The 21,595-nt window shown below is 62.9% G+C and carries 19 protein-coding genes and 1 tRNA gene; 9 read left to right on the top strand and 11 right to left on the bottom strand.

Going from position 1 to position 21,595, the window contains the following annotated elements; translation table 11 throughout:
* Position 1: 1 nt before the first annotated feature.
* Both IEX85_RS11480 and IEX85_RS11475 read left to right on the top strand, forming a co-directional pair.
* Positions 2-802, top strand: a complete 801-nt coding sequence (locus IEX85_RS11480) for an undecaprenyl-diphosphate phosphatase (protein WP_188860731.1) — start codon at positions 2-4, stop codon at positions 800-802.
* Positions 803-812: 10 nt separating this feature from the next.
* Positions 813-1,610 carry a class I SAM-dependent methyltransferase gene (locus IEX85_RS11475; protein WP_188860730.1) on the top strand — a complete coding sequence of 266 codons (798 nt, stop codon included), beginning with the start codon at positions 813-815 and terminating at the stop codon, positions 1,608-1,610.
* A gap of 283 nt (positions 1,611-1,893) precedes the next feature.
* Here IEX85_RS11475 and plsB read toward each other — a convergent pair whose 3' ends face one another.
* Both plsB and IEX85_RS11465 read right to left on the bottom strand, forming a co-directional pair.
* On the bottom strand, positions 1,894-4,182 hold the full coding sequence (gene plsB / locus IEX85_RS11470) for a glycerol-3-phosphate 1-O-acyltransferase PlsB (RefSeq protein ID WP_188860729.1): 2,289 nt from the start codon (positions 4,180-4,182) through the stop codon (positions 1,894-1,896).
* A complete protein-coding gene (locus tag IEX85_RS11465) occupies positions 4,182-4,388 on the bottom strand; it encodes a SlyX family protein (RefSeq protein WP_188860728.1) in 207 nt (68 codons plus the stop codon). The genes plsB and IEX85_RS11465 overlap by 1 nt, the downstream gene beginning before the upstream one ends.
* Positions 4,389-4,665: 277 nt before the next feature.
* Between IEX85_RS11465 and IEX85_RS24190 the strand changes: the two genes are divergently transcribed.
* Positions 4,666-5,115: a cold-shock protein gene (locus IEX85_RS24190; protein WP_188860727.1), complete on the top strand. Its 450-nt coding sequence runs from the start codon at positions 4,666-4,668 to the stop codon at positions 5,113-5,115.
* Between the two features lie 88 nt (positions 5,116-5,203).
* Here the strand turns inward: IEX85_RS24190 and IEX85_RS11455 are convergent, their stop codons facing one another.
* Both IEX85_RS11455 and IEX85_RS11450 read right to left on the bottom strand, forming a co-directional pair.
* Positions 5,204-5,818, bottom strand: coding sequence for a DsbA family protein (locus tag IEX85_RS11455; RefSeq protein ID WP_188860726.1), 615 nt, complete (start codon positions 5,816-5,818; stop codon positions 5,204-5,206).
* Positions 5,818-6,678 carry a DUF72 domain-containing protein gene (locus tag IEX85_RS11450; RefSeq protein ID WP_188860725.1) on the bottom strand — a complete coding sequence of 287 codons (861 nt, stop codon included), beginning with the start codon at positions 6,676-6,678 and terminating at the stop codon, positions 5,818-5,820. The genes IEX85_RS11455 and IEX85_RS11450 overlap by 1 nt, the downstream gene beginning before the upstream one ends.
* Positions 6,679-6,849: 171 nt before the next feature.
* Here IEX85_RS11450 and IEX85_RS11445 point away from each other — a divergent pair.
* Positions 6,850-6,926, top strand: a tRNA-Met gene (locus IEX85_RS11445).
* A gap of 937 nt (positions 6,927-7,863) precedes the next feature.
* On the opposite strand, the gene IEX85_RS11440 is transcribed toward IEX85_RS11445, so the two are convergent.
* On the bottom strand, positions 7,864-8,535 hold the full coding sequence (locus IEX85_RS11440) for a TetR/AcrR family transcriptional regulator (protein WP_229721888.1): 672 nt from the start codon (positions 8,533-8,535) through the stop codon (positions 7,864-7,866).
* Between the two features lie 136 nt (positions 8,536-8,671).
* On the opposite strand from IEX85_RS11440, the gene IEX85_RS11435 reads away from it, so the two are divergent.
* Positions 8,672-10,708: an NADH:flavin oxidoreductase gene (locus IEX85_RS11435; RefSeq protein ID WP_188860724.1), complete on the top strand. Its 2,037-nt coding sequence runs from the start codon at positions 8,672-8,674 to the stop codon at positions 10,706-10,708.
* A 160-nt stretch (positions 10,709-10,868) separates the two neighbouring features.
* Here IEX85_RS11435 and IEX85_RS11430 read toward each other — a convergent pair whose 3' ends face one another.
* The 4 genes from IEX85_RS11430 to IEX85_RS11415 form a co-directional block, all read right to left on the bottom strand.
* Positions 10,869-12,794 (bottom strand): acyl-CoA synthetase, encoded by a 1,926-nt coding sequence (locus IEX85_RS11430; RefSeq protein ID WP_188860723.1) that lies wholly within the window; start codon positions 12,792-12,794, stop codon positions 10,869-10,871.
* Between the two features lie 246 nt (positions 12,795-13,040).
* Positions 13,041-13,814, bottom strand: a complete 774-nt coding sequence (yaaA, locus tag IEX85_RS11425) for a peroxide stress protein YaaA (protein WP_188860722.1) — start codon at positions 13,812-13,814, stop codon at positions 13,041-13,043.
* A gap of 86 nt (positions 13,815-13,900) precedes the next feature.
* A complete protein-coding gene (locus IEX85_RS11420; protein WP_188860721.1) occupies positions 13,901-14,248 on the bottom strand; it encodes a hypothetical protein in 348 nt (115 codons plus the stop codon).
* 23 nt (positions 14,249-14,271) lie between these two features.
* Positions 14,272-14,505, bottom strand: coding sequence for a DUF2789 domain-containing protein (locus tag IEX85_RS11415; protein ID WP_188860720.1), 234 nt, complete (start codon positions 14,503-14,505; stop codon positions 14,272-14,274).
* Positions 14,506-14,668: 163 nt separating this feature from the next.
* On the opposite strand from IEX85_RS11415, the gene IEX85_RS11410 reads away from it, so the two are divergent.
* The 3 genes from IEX85_RS11410 to IEX85_RS11400 all read left to right on the top strand — a co-directional run bounded on the left by IEX85_RS11410 (position 14,669) and on the right by IEX85_RS11400 (position 17,141).
* Positions 14,669-15,952 (top strand): tryptophan--tRNA ligase, encoded by a 1,284-nt coding sequence (locus tag IEX85_RS11410; RefSeq protein WP_188860719.1) that lies wholly within the window; start codon positions 14,669-14,671, stop codon positions 15,950-15,952.
* A 39-nt stretch (positions 15,953-15,991) separates the two neighbouring features.
* On the top strand, positions 15,992-16,837 hold the full coding sequence (locus IEX85_RS11405; RefSeq protein WP_188860718.1) for a sulfurtransferase: 846 nt from the start codon (positions 15,992-15,994) through the stop codon (positions 16,835-16,837).
* A 106-nt stretch (positions 16,838-16,943) separates the two neighbouring features.
* Positions 16,944-17,141, top strand: a complete 198-nt coding sequence (locus IEX85_RS11400) for a hypothetical protein (RefSeq protein WP_188860717.1) — start codon at positions 16,944-16,946, stop codon at positions 17,139-17,141.
* A 460-nt stretch (positions 17,142-17,601) separates the two neighbouring features.
* On the opposite strand, the gene cysK is transcribed toward IEX85_RS11400, so the two are convergent.
* The gene (gene cysK, locus IEX85_RS11395) at positions 17,602-18,570 is read right to left on the bottom strand and encodes a cysteine synthase A (RefSeq protein WP_188860716.1); all 969 of its coding nucleotides are present in this window, start codon (positions 18,568-18,570) and stop codon (positions 17,602-17,604) included.
* Positions 18,571-18,795: 225 nt separating this feature from the next.
* On the opposite strand from cysK, the gene IEX85_RS11390 reads away from it, so the two are divergent.
* Positions 18,796-19,281: a tetratricopeptide repeat protein gene (locus tag IEX85_RS11390; RefSeq protein WP_188860715.1), complete on the top strand. Its 486-nt coding sequence runs from the start codon at positions 18,796-18,798 to the stop codon at positions 19,279-19,281.
* Positions 19,282-20,185: 904 nt separating this feature from the next.
* Here IEX85_RS11390 and IEX85_RS11385 read toward each other — a convergent pair.
* Entirely contained in the window at positions 20,186-21,574 is a 1,389-nt protein-coding gene (locus tag IEX85_RS11385) for a DUF4139 domain-containing protein (RefSeq protein WP_188860714.1), read from the bottom strand.
* Between the last annotated feature and the right edge of the window lie 21 nt (positions 21,575-21,595).

The following is a 21,595-nucleotide window of genomic DNA, read 5'->3' as shown; positions in this document are numbered from 1 at the left end:
CATGGACTTTTTCCAGGCCGCCATGCTGGCGCTGATCCAGGGACTGACCGAATTTCTGCCGATCTCGAGTTCGGCGCACCTGATACTGCCATCGCAGCTGCTCGGCTGGCCTGACCAGGGGCTGGCGTTCGATGTCGGCGTGCACGTCGGCACCCTGGCGGCGGTGGTGTTCTATTTCCGCCGTGACCTGACGGCGCTGATCGGTGCCTGGCTGGCATCTCTGGCAGGGCGTCGCAGCACCGAGGCGGCGCTGGCCTGGTACCTGGCTTTGGCGACGGTCCCGGCGGTGCTGGCCGGATTCTTCCTCAACGACCTGATCGAGCACTACGCCCGCTCGATTCTGGTGATTGCCGGCACCACCCTGATCTTCGGTGTTCTGCTCTGGTACGCCGACAGCCGGCGCACCGAGTCGCGCCGGCTCGATACTCTCGGCCTGCGCGACGCCGTTACCATCGGGCTGGCGCAGGCGCTGGCGCTGATTCCGGGCACCTCCCGCTCCGGCATCACCATTACCGCGGGTCTGATGCTGGGACTCGAACGCCAGGCGGCGGCACGCTTCTCGTTTCTGCTGTCGATTCCGATCATTCTGGGAGCCGGCCTGTTCAAGGGCATGGATCTTTACAAGGCCGGCTCGGTGGAGAGCTGGGAGCTGGTCGGTTTTGGCGCGCTGCTGGCCGCGGTCAGTGCCTGGGTCTGCATCACGCTGTTCCTGAGCTGGCTCAACCGTATCGGCATGCTGCCGTTCGTGATTTACCGGCTGGCGCTGGGCGTGGCGCTGCTCGGCGTCTACTTCGCCGGCTGATGGAGGGGCCATGACAGACTCCTTTTCGCTGGCGGTCGGGTACGACTGCCCTGAGCGGCAGTCGCAAGCCCAGGCGCTGGGTGCGGAACTGGGGATACCGGTAGTCTTCGGTGCCGCTCCCGAACACTGCGACGACCACAACTGCCTGCTGCGCCTGACCGATCAGGGACTGCAGCTGCAGCAGACCGGGCGCAAGGCGCCCGGGCCTGTCTGGGTCGACTTCGTCGGCGGCGCCGTCGGGCACCGGCTGCGCCAGGGCGGGGGAAGCGGTCAGCAGATTGCCAAGGCGGTTGGCATCAAGTCCGGGATACGACCGCGGGTGGCCGATGTCACCGCAGGCCTCGGGCGTGACGCCTTCGTCCTGGCAAGTCTGGGTTGCGAGGTGCAGCTCATCGAACGGGTGCCGGTGATCCAGGCGCTGCTGGCCGACGGACTGGCGCGGGCGTCGCAGGTGGCGGAGACCGCGGATATCGTCGCGCGCATGCATCTGGTGCGGGCCGACAGCATCGCCTGGCTGCGCGGACAGGCCGGTGCGGCCTCGGCGCCCGAGGTGGTCTACGTCGATCCGATGTTCCCGCATTCCGACAAGTCGGCGGCGGTGAAAAAGGAGATGCGCCTGTTTCGCGACCTGGTTGGCGACGATAGCGACGCCGAAGCACTGCTCGCCGCTGCGCTGGAGGCCGCCTGCAACCGGGTGGTGGTCAAGCGCCCGCGCAAGGCGCCGGTCATTCCGGGGCCGGCGCCGAGCTATCAGCTCGAGGGCAAGTCCGGCCGCTTCGATATCTATGCGCTGAAGAAGCTGGGGTGAGGGGTAACGGGACGGCCGCTAATTGTAGGAGCCCGCTCTGCGAGCGAACAACCACCGTGCCAGAACGGTTCGCCGCGAGGCGCGGCTCCTACGAAAAATCCTGTCCCGCGGGCACTGTGCGCGCCTAACGACTAACGCCTCTATTCGCCCGGAGACCGGGCTCTACAATTCCCCCCGTCACCCGTCACCCGTCACCCGTCACCCGTCACCCGTCACCCGTCACCCGTCACCCGTCACGTTGCCTGATGGTGCGCTTCGTTACACTCAGGGCACCCTACCAACGCTATACCTCATCCAGCTGCTCGTCGATGAACGCCACCAGGTGGGCGGTCAAAACCTGACGCGCCTGGCGCATCAACCCGTCTACATCGGTGTTGAACGCGACGCGGTCCCGGTCGCAACGCAGTATTGCCCGATCGAGCAGCAGATCGATGAAGCCCCTGAGCACGCGCCGGTCCGCATACTCGGGAGAATCGAAACCGAATTCGCGTTGCAGCCGTTCGGTGAGTGCCTGGGAGGCGTCAAGCAGCGCCGGCATCTCGATCGCACCGCGGCGCTCGAGCAGGCGAAACAGGGCATAGTAGCGCAGCAGAACCGGTTCGGCCGTGCGCATCAGTGTCAGGGCGGCGTCGGACTCTTCCGCCACCAGCCGGCGGCCGTCCAGCCGCAGCAGCCCCCGGGCGATCAGTGCCTGCCGGGTTCGGGCCGCGGCCGGGGTGAAGTCGTCGTCGTCCCAGGGCAGGAACAGTTCGCTGCGCAGGTAGGGGTAGAGCACCTTGAGCATTAGGGTGATCAGCTGTGGCAGCGGGTTGTCGCTGCGGCGCACCAGCAGCAGGCACAGGCCCGGCAATGTCCACAGATGCATCATGTTGTTGCGGTAGAAAGTCATCTCTCTTGCCTGGCCCGCGTTCAGCCACGTCCGGGAGCCGTCGGTGTCCAGCTGACCGCGAGCGGCGGCCGCGCGGATCCAGGCGGCAGGCGTACTGTCGGGCACGGTGGCCGGCGCGTTGGGAAGCGCCTGCGCGAGTTCCTGCAGCCGCATCAGCACCGGGTGCAGCTGCGCGCTCGACATCGTAAGGCGCAGCTGTGCCAACAGCACCGTCGCCAGGGCGCCGCTTTCGGTCAGTGCGCCGGCGCCGTTGATATGGCTCATGATCCGCTGGGTGATTGCGGGTACCTGAGCGCGCGTCGGTTGGCGCAGGTCGAGATGCTGCTCCAGTGGCATCGGCTCGCCGATGCTCAGCGTTACGCGGCCGAACTTCTGCCGCAGCACGCCCAGGGCCGCGACCAGGCCACCGAGGCTTTCCTTTCGTTTCTCGGCGCCTTCGAGCTCGCGCTGATAGCTGTGGGCTTCGACGACCCGATCGTAGCCGATCCATACCGGAACCAGCGCGACCGGTTTCTCCGGCCGGGCGCGCCAGGCATCGAGCGTCATGGTCAGCAGGCCGGCACGCGGCGGCAGCAGGCGTCCGGTGCGGCTGCGCCCCCCTTCGATGAAGTATTCCAGCGCGTGTCCGTGCTGCGCCATCAGCGTCATGTACTGCTGGTAGAGCGCATGGTAGAGCGGGTCGTCCTGGAAGCTGCGACGCATGAAGATGGCGCCACCGCGCTTCAAGATGCCGCCGACCAGCGGCAGGTCGAGGTTCTCTCCGGCGGCGATATGGGGCAGCATCAGGCCATGGCGGTACAGCGCCCAGGACATCAGCAGGTAGTCCAGGTGGCTGCGGTGGCAGGGCAGGTAGACCAGCTGGTGATCGAGCGCCAGCTCGCGCAGCGGTTCCAGCCCCAGCACCTCGACATCGTCGTAGAGGCGCTTCCAGACCGCGTTGAAAAGCGGATAGAGCAGTCGGGTGGTGACCGGGCTGAAGTTGGCTGCAATGCGGTTCAGCTCGCGCTGCGCGTATTGCTCGGCCTCACGTTCGCTCTCGCGCCGTTCCCGGGCCCTGCCGGCGATGGCCCGGCGTACCTGGGGATGGCGCAGAATCAGTGACATCAGGGTACGGCGGTGTGACAGGTCGGGGCCGACGACGGCGCGGCGCCGGGTACGAAAATGCTGTTGCAGCATCAGCGTCGCCTTGCGCAGCAGCCTGCCGGCATCCTGCTCGGTTTCGCGCAGCGCTTGCAGCCGCAGGGGCGGGTCGATATGGATCAGTGTCTGGCGGCCATTGACCAGCAATTGCAGTACCCGTCCGATGCGTCCGCCCTGATCCCAGGACTCGGCGTACAGCAGGTTCAGCCACGAGGTTTCGCGAATGGGCAGGCGGCCGTGGAAGATCGAGACCGGTATCAGCTCGAGCCGGTAGCCCGGATCTTCGGCGCAGTGGCGGCAGAGCTGCTCCAGCTGTTCCGCCAGCACCGGCTCGCCGTTGCGGCGCGCACAGAGTATCTGCGAGGGACCTAACAGCACCCCGGCGCGTTGCGCCTGATCGAGCAGTAGCTGGCGATGGCTCCAGCGGTCCTGCTCCAGTACGTAAAGGCGGTGGCTGCCACCGCCGAGGTTTTCGTCACCGATGACGGTGGCGGGTACCAGGGCCCGCAGCAGTTTGCGGCGGATCGATTTGCGTTGCGACATCAGTAGTGGGGCGGGGTTTCGTCCCCCTGTTCGCCGCCGTTGCCGGGGTCGAGCTGGCGAAGCTGGCTGTTGATGATACGGATCATCTGGGTCAGCCGTTCGATTTCGAGTTCCTGGCGGGAGACGACATCGTTGAGCTTGTCGAGGGTGTCTTCCTGAAAAGCGATACGGGATTCGAGGTCGGCAATCCGGTCTGATTCAGTCATGGCTGCTCTGGCGTAGTGGGCGATTGTTCGTTGGTTCCTTAGTCTATGTTTTTAATTGACTTTTTGCGACCTGCCGGTCCGGCCTTGCGGGCAGGAATAACTCGGGCCAACCGGCCTGAAAGGGCCGTCATGCAAGGGATCTGTCCTGGGAATAGACCATTGGAAGAGGGTAAGCTGTTGATAAAATACGCAAAATTAGCTATATCTTGCGAGCGTCCGGGCGCCTGTCCGGATTTTGGGTTTTGTTGTTAATTCTGAAAATACAAGAGAAAACTAGATGAGTGGTGTTCAACTGATACGTTGTATTGTTGTCAGTGCCCTGGCGGCCCTGCTGATTCCCTTTTTGCTGGGGGCGGTTGCCAAGGTTGAAGTAGAGCTGAGTGTTGCGGTCCTGGCTGTTGTTTTCGTCGTCGTTCTGGCGGCAACCGTGCTTTCGGGCCTGGGCGCCGTGCCTCAGGGGGGCAGCGTTCGATCGCAGCAGCGTCGAGAAGTGGAAGATGAACCCGAGGAAGACGACAACCGGGAAATGGGCCAGGTCAAATGGTTCAACGTCTCCAAGGGCTTTGGCTTTATCACCCGGGAAAACGGAGACGATGTCTTCGTTCATTTTCGCAGTATCCGCGGCCGCGGCCACCGGTCTCTGACCGAAGGCCAGCAGGTGCGCTTCAATGTACGCGAAAGCGACAAGGGTTTGCAGGCGGAAGACGTTTCCATCGTGCGTACCTGATTCAGTACCTGTGCCAAAGGGGGCTTGAGTGCCCCAACGAAACGGGAGCCGCAAGGCTCCCGTTTCTGTTTCGGTGGCGGTAGCGTCGCTATTTCCGGAAAAGTTGTTCGTAGCGCAGACGCAGTTGCTGCGCGGTGCTGTAACCCGAGCTCAGTACAAACAGCTCGTCATCCCTTTGCAAAAGTAACGTCGGAAAGCCCTGGGCGCCGAGGCTGTCCCTCAGGGCAAAGTGTCGCTGCAGCTGCTTTTCGGTTTCTCCGTCCTGCAGCAGTTCCCGTAGCCGTTCTGTATCCAGCCCCTGTTCGCCGGCGATGGCAACCAGCACCTCGCGCTCGGACGGGTTTCGCGCTTCAAGATAATAGGCGTGCTGGATCCCGGCGATCATCGTTATTTCTGCGCCGGGAGCAAGGCGCCCCGCCGCGATGACGGCACGGCAGGCCTCCCAGGTGGAGCGGCGCGGACTGTTGAGGCGCCAGAAGTCGTGGTTGAAGCGGGTGCCGGTGCGCGACTCGATCTGGCGCCAGATAGCCTGGATCTGCTGTTGCATTGCGCCGGGCATCGGCGCGTCGGAGTCCTGTGCCAGACCGCCCATCACATGCTGCAGCGGCAGCTCTGGATGCCGGCTGCGGAAGGCTTCGAGCTCCGGTGCGAAGGCCCAGCACCAGCTGCACATAGGATCCATTACATAGATAAGTGATTGCATCAGAACAGTGTCTCCTGCTGGCGCAGGCTGTCGGGCCAGGGCTTGAATCCCCGGACCCCGGCGCGTACGGCCGCGAGTCTCTCGTTGAACAGTCGTGCCAGTTCCGGCGATTGCGCGTTATCGGGGGTGTGAAAGAATATGAAAGGCGTGCGGCCCTCGTCCAGCCAGGCGTTGACCTTGCCGACCCAGGGATCGAGCCAGTCGAGCGCGGCGTGGTAATCCAGCGGTGTGATGAAACGAACCATGGGGGCCTGGCCCGTGGCGATCACGTGCAGCGGCACCCTGGGCTTTTTCTGCAGTGCCTCCTGTGTTTCGGCGTCATCGGCGGGCAGCGCGAACAGCGCCCGGGTATCGAACAGGGTGCGGTTGACGCCGGTCTCCATCAGCAGTCTGTTGAGCGCACGTTCCTCTTCCCCCTTGGCGAAGAATGCCGGGTGACGGACCTCGACACCGTAGCGGAAGTCGCCGGGCAGTTGTCGCAAAAACTCAGTCAGTCGGGGCAGCGCGTCCGGGCCGAAGTTGGCTGGAAACTGCAGATACAGCAGGCCCAGCTTGGCCCCGAGCGGCGCCAGACAGTCGAAGAAGGTGCGCAGCTCGGTATCGCAGTGGCGCAGCTTGAGGTCGTGGCTGATACGTCTGGGCAGCTTGAAGCAGAAGCGGAAATCCGCCGGCGTATCGGCATCCCAGCGCTGCACCGTGTCGGCGTCGGGCAGGGCGTAGAAGGTGGAGTTGCCCTCCACGCTGGAAAAGTGACTGGCGTATCGCGCCAGCGGCGTTGTCTGACGGCTGCCGTGCAGCGCGCTCTGTCCCCAGTCGGGGTGATGCCACTGCGGCAGTCCTGTGTAGCAATAGTCGGGCACCGGCGTTTTCCCGAGGTCAGGATCTGGGCGGCCTATTATAGCCGCGTTCAGGAGCGGGGTTCAGCCCGGTGGATCAGTGCCGGCAAACCTTCGGCGCGCGATATTTCGAAAGTATTTCGCAGAAAGTGTTGACGGAGTTGCGGGCGGCACGTATTATTCGCGCCACGTTGATGCGGGGTGGAGCAGCCTGGTAGCTCGTCGGGCTCATAACCCGAAGGTCGTCAGTTCAAATCTGGCCCCCGCTACCAAATTCAAGGAAAAAGCCTGGGTTCGAAAGAACTCAGGCTTTTTTCGTTATCGCGGCGTTGAAATGATACGTCGGGCTCGCTCTTTATAACCACGGGCGAAGGTCGTCAGTGCAAATCTGGCCCCCGCTACCAAATTCAAGGAAAAAGCCTGGGTTCGAAAGAACTCAGGCTTTTTTCGTTATCGCGGCGTTGAAATGATACGTCGGGCTCGCTCTCTATAACCGCGGGCGAAGGTCGTCTGTTCAAGTCCGGCCCCCGCTACCAAACGTAGGTTGGGTCTAGCGACGAAGTCGCGTATCCCAACAGAGGCACTACCGAATTCAAGAGAAAAGCTCGAAATCGAAAGGTTTCGGGCTTTTTTCGTTACCGGCGTGTTAAAAAGCGCGTCGGGCTCGCTCTTCATAACCGCGGGCGAAGGTCGCCTGTTCAAGTCTGGCCCCCGCTACCAAACGTAGGTTGGGTCTAGCGACGAAGTCGCGTAACCGCCAGGGATGGCGGGAATACTGGCATTGCAGGAGCAAATGCCAGTGAACCCAACACTCTTTGTCATGGTGCCGGCTCATGCCGCTTGACCGGGAATATGGTCGATATGATGGGTTTCGCTTCGCTCCACCGCATCCTACGGATATTGAGTGTTCAGTCGGGCCCTGTGGCTAAGTCGCGTAACCGCAAGGGATGACGGGAATACTGGCATTGCAGAAGCAAATGCCAGTGAATCCAATACCCACACTGCCAGTTGCTACCAATCGATCTGCAATACGATCGATTTGACGGGTTTCGCGATGCCCGAGCAATGTGGAAACCCTTTGGTTTCATGCGGGTGCATCGCTCTACCCATCCTCCAATCTGTGCCTTCGATGTTTACCGTAGCTTGTGAGATGACGCCCGAGGCGATCGCAATCATCAGTTCACCGATTTGGTGAATAGTGACGTTTCGTTATGTATAGCCATGCTTGTGGTAAAAGCGCTTGAGCTCATGTGATTCTGGAAGCTTGCCGGTAAAAATCTTCACGTACTCGGGGATACGTTGCATGCGCTCGGCCAGGGATTCCTGCGTCTGCATGCTGATATAGCCAATCTGCACCAGATAGATCGTTCGCGCATGCACGTCGGCTTCGATGTCGTTGAACCCATGGCGCTTGAACATCTTCGCCAGCGCGCTCAGGCGCTGTGTGTCGGCCTGCTGAACCTCCTCCTGTATCGCTGGTGATCTCAGCGACCAGCTGCGAATGGCGAATTCGAACCTCGAATCGAACAGGCTTTCGTCGAGCCAGCAATCGAAGACATTCAGCGTGGCTTCGGCCAGGGAGTCGGCATAGGCTTGCGACTGCGCAAGAATGCCGCCGGTATTCTTGTCCTTCCAGGCGGTGACGAGATCGCTCAGTAGCGCCTCTCTGTCATTGAAAAACCAGTAGAAGCTGGTTCTGGACAGGTTGAGTCGCTTTGCCAGGGTTGAGATCTTGACCGATTCGATCCCGGATTCGAGCAGGATCTCGATCGCGGCTTCGAACCATACTTCCGGAGATCCGCGCCACCCGCTTTCGTTGTTCGACAGCTTCTTGTTCATTGCCCGGGTTCGCCATTCGAGTTGTACACCGTCGTCAATCATAAAGTATCTCGAAACATCATGATGTACGTTCATGTACCTTATATTGACACTACTGTACATTTTTCCTTAGCATCGGCTCAAAGGTGGTTGATCTTTCCTTACCCAGTCAGTGCTACAGCGGAACAGGAGTGCGGTCATGTCCAATGATCCTCTTTTACAGCCTTACCAGCTCAAACATCTCACCCTGAGAAACCGGATCATCATGACGGCTCATGAGCCGGCGTACCCGGAAGACGGCATGCCGAAAGGGCGCTACCGCGCCTATCATGTCGAGCGCGCCAAGGGCGGCGTCGCGATGACCATGACCGCGGGCTCCGCGGCGGTATCGAAAGACAGTCCGCCGGTGTTCAACAACCTTCTGGTGTACAAGGACGAGGTTGTGCCCTGGATGAAGGACCTGACGGATGCCGTGCACGAGCAGGGCGCCGCGATCATGATCCAGCTGACCCACCTCGGCCGGCGCACCCGCTGGGACAAGGACAACTGGCTGCCCGTGGTATCGGCTTCCCATCATCGCGAGGCAGCCCACCGGGCGTTCCCGAAGAAAATGGAAGACTGGGACATCGAGCGCATCATCAAGGATTACGCCGATGCTGCCGAGCGCATGAAAGCCGGCGGCATGGACGGTATCGAGTTGCAGGCGTACGGCCACCTGATGGATCAGTTCTGGTCGCCGCTGACCAACGAACTGGACGGGTCCTACGGTGGCTCTCTGGATAACCGCCTGCGTTTCACCTTCGATGTGCTGTCGGAGATGCGCAGGCGCGTCGGCCCCGATTTCATTATCGGTATGCGCTATACCGGCGATGAGTGTCTGGCCGGTGGCCTGGGCAAGGAAGAGGGACTGGAGATATCCCGTCGCCTGAAAGAAAGCGGCATGGTCGATTTCCTCAATGTGGTGCGCGGTCATATCGACACCGATGCCGGCCTGACCGACGTGATTCCGATTCAGGGCATGCGCAACAGCCCGCACCTGGATTTTGCCGGCGATATCCGGCAATCGACGGGTATGCCCGTTTTCCATGCCGCCAAGATCCCTGACGTCGCCACCGCCCGTCATGCCGTCGCAGCGGGCAAGGTGGACCTGGTGGGCATGACGCGGGCGCACATGACCGATCCGCATATCGTGCGCAAGATCATCGAGAAACGCGAAGACGAGATTCGTCCCTGCGTGGGCGCCAACTACTGCCTGGATCGTATCTATCAGGGCGGCGCGGCCTTCTGCATTCACAACGCCGCGACGGGGCGTGAAGAGAGCATGCCCCATGAGATTGCCAAAGCGGAAACCCGCAAAAAGGTCGTAATCATCGGTGCCGGTCCCGGCGGGCTCGAGGCGGCGCGGGTTGCGGGCGAGCGGGGTCACGAGGTGGTGGTATTCGAAGCCTCGAATGAACCCGGCGGACAGGTCCGCCTCAGTGCCCAGAGCGAGCGGCGCAAAGAGATGATTTCCATCATCGACTGGCGTATGGCGCAGTGCGAGCGCCTTGGGGTGCGGTTTGCGTTCAACACCTGGGCCGAGGCGGATATGGTCGCAGCCGAGAATCCCGACGTGGTGATCGTCGCCACGGGCGGCCTGCCCCATACCGAGGTGCTGGCCCGGGGCAACGAGCATGTGATTTCCGCCTGGGACATTATCTCCGGGGATGTGAAGCCCGGAAAGAACGTGCTGATATTCGACGATGCGGGCGATCACGCTGGCCTTCAGGCGGCCGAGATCATCGCCAGAACCGGGGCGAAGGTCGAGGTGATGACGCCGGACCGCTCATTCGCGCCGGAAGTGATGGCGATGAACCTGGTGCCCTACATGCGTACGCTGCAATCGCTGGATACCACCTTCACGGTGACCTTCCGACTCGAGGCGGTAGACAAGCAGGGTGGTTCGCTGAAAGCCCATATCGGCAGCGATTACGGTGGCGTGGCGCTTGAGCGCGAGTACGACCAGATCATCGTCAACCACGGTATCATCCCGCTGGACGATCTGTATTTCGAGCTCAAGCCGGAGTCTTCGAACCAGGGCGAGGTGTCGTACGACGAGCTGATCGACGGCAAGCCTCAGGACGTTGTGCGCAACCCTTCGGGACGTTTTCAGCTGTTCCGTATCGGCGATGCCGTATCCACCCGCAACACCCATGCGGCGATCTACGATGCGCTGCGTCTGATGAAGGATATCTAGACCGCAAACTCGCCCGGGGTGCTGACTGCCTTACCCCGGGCTCCTTTCCATCGCCATGGTATGCGCCAGCAGCCTGTCGGGCTTTTCCGCAGTAAATCAGTGTTAAGTCCGACAGGCTGCCAGGCCCAACCGTGCCTTCGGATTAGTGCTAGGCCCGGGGCTAGGCGTCGCTCTGCGGCCCGTTCAGGATCTCGCAATGCACGGCATAGCGGCCCAGGCGGCGTTCGATCTCCGCCGACACGGCGTCGTCGCCATCTGCAATTTTCACGCAAGCGCGGGTGCCGTGCCGGTCGCAGGCCTCGACACTGACGCGGAACTGCGCCGGCGCCAGCTGTTGCCCGAGCTCGTGCTCGAACACGCGGCGGATGGCGTCATGCCGCAGGCTGGGCTTGAAGATTTTGCCGACGCCGGTCAGCGGCAGCTCGTCGAGCACCCAGATGTTCTTCGGGATCGCCGCCCGTTCGCTGATTTCCCCCATGCAGAAGTCGATCAGCTCCGCCTCGCTTACCTTGCTGTCACGTCTGAGGCTGACGTAGGCCACCGGCAATTCGCCGACGCGGGGGCAGGGCTTGCCGACCGCGGCCGCCATCGCGACCGCCGGGTGGCGGTTCAGCGCCTCCTCGATCATGCCCGGGTCTATATTGTGGCCGCCGCGAATGATCAGATCCTTGCTGCGACCGGTGAGCCAGAAGCGGCCGTCGGCGTCCTGCCGGGCCAGATCGCCGGTATTGAACCAGTCGCCGTCGACCCAGATATCGCCGTTTTTCGCAGGATCGCTGTAGCCGGAGAAAATATGCGGGCCGCGCAGCACCAGGGTGCCGGCTTCGTCGGGTTCGCAGTCGCGCAGGTAGGCGCCATTCCCGTCCAGTTTTACCACCCTGGATTCGGCGTAGGGCAGGCTGAAGCCGATCGAGCCGGTAAGGCGCTCCGCCAGTGGCAGGTTGGCCGTGGCGCCGCAGGTGCTCTCGGTCAGGCCGTAGCCCTCCAGCAGGGGCGCGCCGGTGAGCGCTTCGAAGTTGCGGTGCACCTCGGTCGGCAACGGTGCGCCGCCACAAAGCGCGGCCTTGAGCGAGGAGGTGTCGCTGTCGCCGAAGGGGACCTGCAGCAGTGCCGCGTAGATGGCCGGCACCGCGCTGAAAAAGGACACCCGGTGACGTTCCACGACGCGCCAGAACTGCTCGATCAGCACGGGCGAGCGGTAACCCTGGGCGCTGGCAAGCAGTATTTCGGATCCGGTCAAAAGCGGCAGCACGCCGGTGACGACGGCGGCGTTGACGTGAAACAGCGGCAGGCCGCCGAGCACCACGTCATCGGCGTCGAACCGCAGCAGGCACTGCAGCATTCGGGCGTTGGCCACCTCGTTGTAGTGCGTGTGCGGCGCCAGCTTCGGCACGCCGGTGGTGCCGCCGGTATGGAACAGCGACGCGATATCGCCCCGGGCGATGACGCGGCCCGAAAGCAGACGGTCCCCGGGCTGCTGGTCCATCCAGGTATCGAAGTCCCGGGCCCAGTCGTGCTGCGGCAGCGGCAGTTGCCGGCGGATCTCGGCCGCCCGCTCGGCAGGCAGGTAGCGGCACAGATCGACGTAAAGCACGGTTTCCAGGGAGGGCACCATGGGCTTGATCTGCTCGACCTTTTCCCAGGTGTCGGTGCCGGGGAAGGGCGCCAGCGCCACCAGCACGCGGGTGTTCGCCGCGCACAGGACATGGGCGATGTGATCCGCCTCCAGCAGCTGGTTGACCGGATTCACGACGCCTGCCGCCTCGCCGCCCCAAAGGGTGAAGTGGGTCTGCGGCAGGTTGGGCAGCATGAAGGAAACGACGTTGGTCTGGTCGACGCCGAGGGCGTTGAGGCCGTTGGCGGTCTGCAGCACGCGCTGCAGGAACTCGGGATAGCTGTAGCTGACACCGTCCTCGTCGGCGCTGCCCTGCATCAGGAAGCGCAGCGCTGTGGCGTCGGGATGGGTTTCGGCCGAGTTCTGAATCAGCTCGAGCGTGCTGTCCGGCAGGCCGAGGCTCTCGATCGGGGTGTTCCGTTCAAAACGACGGATATCGTCATTGCTGACCAGTGGGGGGAGTACCTGCATGCGGATCGGCTCTGAAGACGTTGTTGTTGTAGCGGTCCCTGGCTGTAAAGCCTTGACCTTTTGCGTCCAGCATAGCGAACCGGCAAGCTTTGGATTGACTGAATCTACAAATATTTTGATAAATTACGACATGGCATTGCGCCGGCTGTGCGGTTTCGGCAGCTGCCGCCGAATACTGCGATCCGCAGCCGCGGTACCGGACGCTGCTCCAGGCCCGCGGCCACAAGTGGTTGGCGTGAGTGTCCGTTACTCTGCGTGATCGCGGATAAAGACCCAGGTGTCGCCTTTCGATGATTCGGCGTCGAAGCGATAGCCTTCGAGGTCGAAGGCCTTGAGCTGTTCCGGCTGATCGATGCGGTTCTGGATGATGTAGCGTGCCATCAGGCCGCGGGCCTTTTTGGCGTAGAAACTGATAATCTTGTACTGGCCGTTTTTCCAGTCCTTGAATACCGGCGTGATCAGGCGGGCGTTGAGCTGCTTTGGCCTTATCGACTTGAAGTATTCGTTCGACGCCAGGTTGACCAGCACCGGCTCCGCACCGGTCAGTTCCGCGTTCAGGGCATCGGTCAGACTTTCGCCCCAGAAAGCGTAGAGATCCTTGCCACGGCTGTTGCCGAGTTTGGTTCCCATCTCCAGCCGGTATGGCTGCATCAGATCCAGTGGCTTTAGCAGACCGTAAAGTCCCGACAGCATGCGCAGGTGGGTCTGGGCGAAGTCCAGGTCGTCTTCGGACAGGCTTTCGGCATCGAGGCCGGTATAGACATCACCCTTGAATGCCAGCAGTGCCTGCTTGGCATTGTGCGGGGTAAAGGGACGTGACCAGCTCTCGTAGCGGGCGACATTGAGGCTCGCCAGCTTGTCGCTGAGTTTCATCAGTCCGGCAACGTCCTGCACCGATAGGGTTCGCAACTCGTCGATCAGCAGCTGGGACTCATCGAGCCATTCGGGCTGGCTGTAGCGCTCGGTCGTCGGTGGCGTGTCGTAATCGAGGGTCTTGGCGGGTGAGATAACGGTCAGCATGGGCTCTGGTCGGTTGCGTCGGTTTGCCGACGATAATACGCAGTTAGTTGCGGTAAAAAAAGGCGATCACCAGCCCCCTGGCGTCGTTACCAGTCCATGTATGCCATGCAGGCCGAAGCGATTCTTATGGCCTCGGTTTCATCGATCACGCCCTCGGTATGGGAAATGCGATCGATGCAGCTGAGCAGCTGCTCGGCGAAAGGTTTCAGGGTTTCGATGTCGCCGCTCTCGCGCACCAGCTTCTCGACGTTTTTGCTCGCCAGCGCCCAGTCGGCCGATGTGGCCAGGCGGTTGGCGTAGCTCGCCCGGTTCCATTTCGCCACGGTGACCGCGTGCAGCGACCCGCCCTGGAACCATTCTTCTTCATGCGAATGGGCAAGGGGGCTCATCAGCAGCGACGCCAGTGCGGCGGCGAGCAGGTAACGTCTGGACATCGGCGACCGGGGCCCCGGGAGGCTCAGCTGCGCAGGCGTGAGTCGAGTTCGTCGACCACTTCGCACCAGTCCGAGTCCTCCTCGAAGGCTTCGCGCAAGAACTCGGCCTGGGATTCGGTCCAGAAAGTGGCCTTATCGAGCCGGATATCCTGGCTGAAAAGGCGATGGGTGCGAATGAATTGCTCGACATCGTGCTCGCTGCTGGGCAGGCCCAGCTGTTCGAACAGGTTGTGCATGCTGTGCTGCGAGGTATCCATAACGAACTCCTGCGATCGGGTGAGTGCGACGCATACTGGAGTGTTGTTCAGCTCAGCAGGGTTGTCAAAGTGGGCGGCCGGCGCGCTCAAGACGGGGCGCGCCTGTTTTGTGTATCATACGCCGTTATCTATTGTCCGGCTTGCAGCGAGCATATCGAGTGTCATGAGTAAAAAGACAGTTCTGACCGGTATCACCACCACCGGCACCCCCCATATCGGCAACTATCTCGGGGCCATCAAGCCCGCCATCGAAGCCAGTCGCGACCCGGCGCACAACAGCTATTTCTTTCTTGCCGACTACCACGCCCTGATCAAGTGTCACGAACCCGAGCGGGTGGCGCGTTCGACGCGGGAGATCGCGGCCACCTGGCTGGCGCTGGGGCTGGATACCGATGTTGCGACCTATTACCGTCAGACCGATATCCCGGAAATTCCGGAGCTGACCTGGATCCTGACCTGCCTGACCTCCAAGGGGTTGATGAACCGGGCGCACGCTTACAAGGCGGCGACCGATGCCAACCGGGATGCCGGCAGCGAAGATCTGGACGACGGCGTCACCATGGGGCTGTTCAGCTACCCGATCCTGATGGCGGCCGACATTCTGATGTTCAACGCCGATATCATTCCGGTCGGCCGCGACCAGATCCAGCATATCGAGATGGCGCGCGATGTCGCCGGGCGCTTCAACCACGTTTTCCAGCCGCTGTTTACGCTGCCGCAGGCCCAGGTCGACGAACAGACACAGCTGATTCCGGGGCTCGATGGCCGCAAGATGTCCAAGAGCTACGACAATACCATTCCGCTGTTCTGCTCCAGCGACGAGCTGCGCAAGCTGATCAACCAGGTCACCACCGACCTGCGCGAGCCCGGCGAGCCCAAGGACCCGGACGGCAGCACCCTGTTCCAGCTCTTCAGCTGTTTCGCCGACGAGCAGGAAATCGACGCGATGCGCCGCCAGTATCTCGAGGGCATTGCCTGGGGCGACGCCAAGAAGCAGCTGTTCGAGTTTCTCGACGCCAGGCTGAGCGAGCCGCGGGCCCGTTACAACGAGCTGATGAACGACCTCGGCTTTGTCGAGCAGGAGCTGAAAAAGGGGGCCGAAAAGGCCCGCGCCAAGGCGGCGCCGCTGCTCGAAAAGGTGCGCGTCGCGGCCGGTATCCGGCCTCTTACATACGTTCCCGCCGCCGTCGATACCGAAAATGCGAAGAAAAAGGAAAAATCGGCCGAGGAAATCGCCCGTGCCGAGGAAGGTCGGCGCCGCGCCATTCTGATGCAGCTCAAGCCGCTGCTCGATGAAGTGGCCAAGGCCGATGACAAGGCCGCCGTTGCCCGGTCGATCATCGCGACCAAGGCCGAAGAGGTCGAGCAACTGAAAAAGAAGGCGAAGCAGAAGGCGCAGAACGAACTCGATCTGCTGCGCGAAGAGCTCGCCCAGTACCTCGATTAACCCACAGGGTTAATAAAACGCTCCGGGAGCCCCGCCGTCATGTACCGTACCCTCGTTACCGCAGAGCAGCTCCGGCAGCATCAGGACGACTGGTGCCTGCTGGATTGCCGTTACAGTCTGGCCGATACCGGCTACGGCAGGCGCGTCTATGGCGAGGGGCATATCCCGGGCGCGTTCTACCTCGACCTGGATCGCGACCTGTCCTCGCCGATCGGGCCGCGGGATGGCCGGCACCCGTTGCCGGATGCGGCGAAGCTGAACGAGCGCCTGCGCCGTTGTGGCGTGGCGCCGGGCGTTCAGGTCGTGGTCTACGATGACTGCGGCGGTGCCATGGCCGCCCGCGCCTGGTGGCTGCTGCGCTGGCTCGGTCATGATGTGGTGGCAGTGCTGGACGGGGGCTATCCGGCCTGGCTCGAACTGGGTCGGACGCCCGAGTGCCAGGCACCCCGGGACCGGGAATCGGACTGGCAGGCGCAGCCGGATCGCGCCGCGCTTGTCGATGTCGAGGCGGTGGAGGCGAATCTGAAGGCGCCGGTGTTCACCCTGGTCGATGCCCGCAGTGGCGAGCGCTTTCGCGGCGAACAGGAGCCGATCGACCCGGTCGCGGGTCATATTCCCGGTTCCCTGAACCGGCCGCTTGCGGACAATCTCGAAGCCGGTCGCTTCAAGTCGCCCGCGCAGCTGCGTCGGGAGTGGCTGGCGCTGCTCGGCGAGCACCCGCCCGAGGCGGTGGTACACCTGTGCGGCTCCGGCGTGACGGCCTGTCACAACCTGCTGGCGATGGAGCATGCCGGGCTTGGCGGCGCCCGAGTCTATCCCGGTTCCTGGAGCGAGTGGATCCGGGACGGACGCCGTCCCATTGCGACGCAGATACCGGACGCCTGAATCTGGTTGTCACCTGTTTGAAATATGAGCTGCATCAAAGCGTAACTCTTTCCGCGTAGTCTATAATTTAAACTTATGACGATTATAAAAGAGTGGGGATGGGCGTATGCAACTCAAAGAAACGACCCGAAAAATCGCAGTGCTCGATATCGATGGCGAGTCCTTCGAAGTCGATGGGCACTACCGGGGGAAAGAGTCCAGGGCGCGCTGGTATACCGTGACCCGCAGTCGTGACGGCAGCGTCACGGGCGATCATCTTTCCAAGTTCCCGACCTGCGCCAAGATCCGAAGCCTGCTGCACTGATCCCGGGAGGTACGCCACCAGGAACAGAGGGTGCCTTTGAACCGCCAGGGACGACGAAAAAAGGGAGCCGCAAGGTTCCCTTTTTTGTGCGCGCTTTGGTGGGAAGGTGATGCAATTCGTAGGATGGGTGAAGCCGCCATCTACGCGTTCCTGTCGATAGGCAGAGCGTTCCGGGGCGGCGTAACCCATCACTGGCATCGAAGGCGTCGTCGTTTCGGCCTGCACCGACAGCATTGAACCGACCTTACCCTTCAATACCATCCTGGAGTGTCATTTCAACACCGGGATAACCGAAGTCATTGATGGGTTACGCCGCAACAAATCCGCTGCGCACTGAGCGCTATGTCCAACTGCGGCTTCACCCATCCTGCGAATGATCCTCCAGGCGGTCGCGATGGGTTACGCCGCCCCGGACAGTGTGCCAGCGGCACGCATATCGGCGAAGGCGGCTCCACCCATCCTACTGGACCATTTCGTTGTCGCTGAACACGCCTTCGAACAGCGCGCTCGACAGGTAGCGCTCGCCGGAATCGGGTAGCACCACGACGATATGCTTGCCGGCAAAGGCCGGGTCGTTGGCAACCCGCAGCGCGGCACAGGTGGCGGCGCCGCAGGATATGCCCGCCAGGATACCTTCCTTCTCCATCAGCGCCCGCGCCGTGGCGATGGCATCTTCATTGCTCACCTGCTCGACCCGGTCGACCATGTCCAGATCGAGGTTGGCCGGCACGAAGCCGGCGCCGATACCCTGAATCTTGTGCGGCGCCGGTTGCGGCTCGCTGCCGGCCAGGGTCTGGCTGATGACCGGCGAGTCGGTCGGTTCCACCGCCACAGAGGTGATCGCCTTGCCGCAGGTCTGTTTGATGTAACGCGAAACGCCGGTAATGGTGCCGCCGGTGCCGACGCCCGCTACCAATACATCGATCGCGCCGTCGGTGTCGTTCCAGATTTCGGGGCCCGTGGTCTTCTCATGGATCGCCGGGTTGGCCGGATTTTCGAACTGCTGCAGCATCAGGTGGCTGTCGGGATTGGCGTCGACCAGCTCGTTCGCCTTGGCGATGGCGCCCTTCATGCCCTTGGCAGGTTCCGTGAGCACGATTTCGGCGCCCAGCGCCTTCATCAGCTTGCGCCGCTCCAGGCTCATCGACGACGGCATGGTCAGCACCAGGCGGTAGCCGCGGGAAGCGGCGACAAACGCCAGTGCAATTCCGGTGTTGCCGCTGGTCGGCTCGACCAGGGTCATGCCCGGCTTGAGCTTGCCGGACTCCTCCGCCGCCCAGATCATGCTGGCACCGATGCGACACTTGACCGAGCCGGCCGGGTTGCGGGCTTCGATCTTGGCGTAGAGATTGGCATTGGGGGCCAGATGCTTGAGGCGCACCAGCGGGGTGTTGCCGATTGACTGGGAGTTGTCCTCGTAGACCTTCATGGCGTTCCTTTCTCGGTTGGAGCGCGCAGAACGCGCGCAGTGATGTTTCGATTGACCTGGTACAGTTCCCAAAAGACCTGTATAGCGGACAGAGCGCTTTTGTGAAAGGGGGGCGGCGCTTAGAATAGCACCTGGGGAACCTGCGCATCAGTCCCGAAGTGGCTCTGCAGGCCGCTCAAATGGGGCCTGTTCGCAGGCTCGCTCACCTTTGCGACGGGAGACGACATGCGACTGCTGATGAAGCTGGTGGCGCCACTGATTTTCTGGCTGGCCTACGGTCTGTTTCGCTCTAAACTGCTGCGCTCTTCGCGCCGAAAACACGATTGGGTGATGAAGCTGTTTCGCTTTGCCGCCGATAACGACAACCGTCGGGCACTGTCGGTTTACGGCCATCTGCTGCACTTTCGTGGCGACGGCATCGCCAACCGCATTCAGGGAGCCTTGTACCTGGAGCGCGCTGCCGACAAAGGCGATGCCAAGGCCTGCTATCAGATGGGTCGGATCTGCGAACAGGGCTTCGAACACCGCTTCCCGTCCGACGCCGTTCGGGCGCTCCACTATTACCGCCGCGCTGCAGAACTGAAGCATCCGCTGGCGCTGCGTCGACTGATCGATGTTTACCGCGACGGCGAACTCGGTCAAACGCCTGACAGCGCCGAGGTCGCGCGCTGGGAAGCGAAAATCGAGCCCGTGGCTGTGGCGTCCGCGTAAGCGAGACCCTGTCGGGGCCGACCGGTCGTCTACACCACCTGTGGGAGCCCGGTCCCCCGGGCGAACCGGGTTCAGGCCTGGACGCTCGGGATGTGCCGCACTGCCGAAAAGATCGCCCGCAGAGCGGGCTCCTACACAAGACTTGGGAGCCCTGAGGGACGGCAGTAGTAGCCGCGCCCCGCGGCGAACAATATTGGCACGGTGCAGGGCGTTCGCGGGTCCTTCGCGGCGGGGCGCCGCTCCCACGGTCTTGCTCGGTAATCCCCGGTGCGTAGGATGCCGCGCCCCGCGGCGAACAATATTGTCACGATGCAGGGCATTCGCGGGTCTTTCGCGGCGGGGCGCCGCTCCTACGGTCGTGCTCGCTGGGCCCCGGTGCGTAGGATGCCGCGCCCCGCGGCGAACAATATTGGCACGGTGCCGGACATTCGCGGGTCCTTCGCGGCGGGGCGCCGCTCCTAAGGTCTTGCTCGCTGGGCCCCGGTGCGTAGGATGCCGCGCCCCGCGGCGAATAATATTGGCACGGTGCAGGGCATTCGCGGGTCTTTCGTGGCGGGGCGCCGCTCCCACGGTCCTGCTCGGTGGGTCCCGGTGCGCAGGATGCCGCGCCCCGCGGCGAACAATATTGGCACGGTGTAGGGCATTCGCGGGTCTTTCGCGGCGGGGCGCCGCTCCCACGGTCTTGCTCGGTGGGCCCCGGTGCGTAGGATGCCGCGCCCCGCGGCGAACAACATTGGCACGGTGCAGGGCGTTCGCGGGTCCTTCGCGGCGGGGCGCCGCTCCCACGGTCTTGCTCGGTGGCGCCAGTGCGTAGGATGCCGCGCCCCGCGGCGAACAATATTGGCACGGTGTAGGGCATTCGCGGGTCTTTCGTGGCGGGGCGCCGCTCGCACAGGCGTCGCGCCTACGATTGCGGCTTCTTCAGCTTGACCCGAAACCGCAGCATGGATTTGTCGCCGGGGGGGACGCTCAGCGTCCACTCGGCGCGACCGCCGCGGCTTTGCGTCATCGGCCGGTTGCTGTGCTGCAGATCCCAGGGCTGGGTGAAGTTCACTGCCAGTTGCAGTTGCCTTGCGGCCTCGCCGCTGTTGCGCACCAGCACCTCGTATTCGAGCAGGTCGCCGTCGTATTCCTTCTGGAACAGCGTCTGCTGGCGTTCCACGACGAGGTCGAAGGCCTCGCCAAGCTGCATTTCCACGTCCTGGCCGGTGGCCGTATGGCCGATGCGGCTGCCGCCGATAAATTGCTGACGGCCGCTGCTGTCCGGGGCAAAGGCGCGTACCGCACCGGCGGGCAGTGGCTGGTCGGCGGCGTTGGCGAAGCGCAGCCAGGTCTGGGGTGCCGACTTGTGGCGCTGGCTGTCGGGGCGCGGTACGGCGAGGAATTCGTGACGGTACTCCCGGGTCACCGGCAGCGCGTCGATGCTGATCAGCGGCAGTTGTTTGTGCTGGCGGTCGAGCAGGCTGGTAGGTAGTGGCAGGCTGTAAAGGTGGTAGTCCTGAAAGGCTTCCGGCGGTGGCGCCGCGTCGGCGGCCATGGCCGCCATCTCCATCGTGGCCTTGCGGTAGGCCACCGGAGCCGGCTGGTTCAGGTTGCCCGCCAGCAGTTGAAAGCTGGCGTCGCGAAAATCGGTGCCGGTTTCGTTGTACAGCGTGGCCAGCCCTTCCAGTGACATCTGCTGGCCGTTTTCAGCGAGGTTCAAGACGTAGTCCATCTGCCAGCTGAGGCCGTCGGTCAGGTAGCTGAAGGTCGCCGTGGCCGGCACTTCGGTACCGTTGCTGCGAAATTCCAGGCTGGGCTTGCTGATCAGATGTGGTGGCAGCTGCGGAAAGATGAAGCGCCAGTCCCGGTCCAGCGGGACGCTTTCGACCCGCTCGTCACGGCGGACCAGGGCGCGGTCGCCCTCGACGCTGAGCAGCGTCACCTGCGCGATGCTCTCGTCGCCGGTCGCGGGGTTGCGGCGCGCCAGACTCAGCTCGCGGCCGAGGTAATGCTGCAGCAGCGCCTGGTGCGACAGCAGGTTGGTGTTGAGGGTCTGTTCCAGGATGCTGCCGGCGCCACGGATCGACAGCGTTTCGGTCTGCATGCGCCGGCTGACGTCTTCGATGGCGACCGTCTGGCTGGCATCGAAAGGCGGCAACTGGCGGCTGTCGCGCACCAGTCCGAGGTTCTGGTTATAGACCGTCAGCGTCAATGCCTGGCGGGCGTCGGCGTCGATATGCAGCGTCTGGGCGCCGAGCGGGGCGGCCATCGCCGCCAGCAGCAGACTCAGGCAGCGAAAGGACATGGGCATGGGGGCTCTCCTTATCTCATG

Source organism: Marinobacterium nitratireducens, assembly GCF_014645375.1.
GTDB classification, from domain to species: Bacteria; Pseudomonadota; Gammaproteobacteria; order Pseudomonadales; family Balneatricaceae; genus Marinobacterium_A; species Marinobacterium_A nitratireducens.
Note: the sequence above shows the minus strand (reverse complement) of the source record. Positions and strands in the feature narration are given on the sequence as shown.